Source organism: Brachybacterium nesterenkovii, assembly GCF_900163655.1.
GTDB lineage: Bacteria > Actinomycetota > Actinomycetes > Actinomycetales > Dermabacteraceae > Brachybacterium > Brachybacterium nesterenkovii.
Genome location: NZ_FWFG01000111.1, coordinates 1 through 1,446 on the forward strand (window position 1 = coordinate 1; position 1,446 = coordinate 1,446).

At 68.1% G+C, this 1,446-nt stretch carries 1 protein-coding gene; it reads left to right on the plus strand.

Features of this window, described 5'->3' with window-relative positions; genetic code table 11:
• Window positions 1-114: 114 nt before the first annotated feature.
• On the plus strand, window positions 115-1,440 hold the full coding sequence (locus tag FM110_RS12925; RefSeq protein ID WP_087105162.1) for an ISL3 family transposase: 1,326 nt from the start codon (window positions 115-117) through the stop codon (window positions 1,438-1,440).
• Window positions 1,441-1,446 lie beyond the last annotated feature (6 nt).

A 1,446-nucleotide genomic window follows, 5' to 3' on the forward strand; every position in this document is an offset into this window, starting at 1 on the left:
GGCTCTTCAGAGTTGAGTGTGGGCGCGCCGGTGTGGTCGGGTAGCTGGGGGTAGACGTCGAGGCCCCTGATGATGAGCGGACTTCTACCCCCGCTGATCTCAAGGACCTCGACGATGCCCAACCATAGTTGCGTATGCTCTGACGTGCTCGATCGCTGCGAGAGATGCGACTTTCTCCTGGACTTCCCTGGCCTTCATCTGGTGGCCGTCTCGAAGACCCGGGGCGGGCTGGTGCTCGAGGTGGAGTCCTGCGATCCAGTGGCCGGATGCCCTGGCTGCGGTGTCATCGCCACTGGTCACGGCCGGGTGGTGGTCGAGTTGATCGACGCGCCGTGGGCGGGCCGGCCGGTGCGGATTCGGTGGCGCAAGCGCCGCTGGATCTGCCTCGAGGGGGTCTGCGCGGTGGCGACCTTCGTCGAGCAGAATCCGCAGGTCTGCGCACCGCGGGGACTGTTGAGCATCCGTGCGGTTCGGTGGGCGATCGGCCAGCTCCGGCGCGAGGGAGCGACGATCCAGGGCCTGGCCCGGCAGCTCGGCACGACCTGGAACACGCTCTGGTCCCAGGTCCGGCCAGTCCTGACCCGGGCCGCGAACGACCCGTCCCGCTTCGAGGACGTGCAGGTCCTGGGCGTGGACGAGCACATCTGGCACCACCGCGACCCGCGCCGGCGCGGACCGAAGGAGCTGACCGGGATGGTCGATCTGACTCGCGGGCCCCACCCCACCGCCAGGCTCCTCGACCTCGTCCCCGGCCGGTCCGGCAAGGCCTACCGAGACTGGCTGGACGAGCGGGGCGAGGAGTTCCGCAAGCGGGTCGAGATCGCGACGCTGGACCCGTTCCAGGGCTACAAGAACGCGATCGATGACCAACTCGAGGACGCTACCTGCGTGCTGGACGCCTTCCACGTCGTCAAGCTCGCCGGGGCTGCAGTCGATGACGTCCGCCGCCGGATCCAGCAGGAGACCCTCGGTCATCGTGGCCGCAAGGGCGACTCTCTCTACGGGATCCGTCATGTTCTCCGCGCCGGACGGGAACGCCTCACGCCTCGACAGCAGGCCCGTCTGGCCAGCGCGTTCGCGGCCCATCCCGATCATGTTGCGGTCGAGGTCGCCTACCAGTGCGGCCAGGACCTCCGAGACGTGTTCCACCAACCCACGCCCGCCGGGGGTCGTCGACTGGCCGAGCGACTGATCGAGAAGCTGCCGTCCTGCCCGATCCCCGAGATCGCCAGGCTCGGCAAGACACTGCGCCGCTGGAAGACAGCGTTCTTGGCCTACTTCGACACCGACGGCGCGTCCAACGGCGGGACAGAGGCCGTCAACGGGATCATCGAGCTCGGCCGCCGCATCGCCAGAGGGTTCCGGAACTTCGAGCACTACCGACTACGCATGCTCCTGATCACCGGCGGTCTCGACGCCTCACCCCACACTCAACTCTGAAGAGCC

Excerpts from the sequence above, each read along its gene's own strand:
- FM110_RS12925 (WP_087105162.1), top strand. The coding sequence starts at position 115 with ATGCCCAACCATAGTTGCGTATGCTCTGACGTGCTCGATCGCTGCGAG.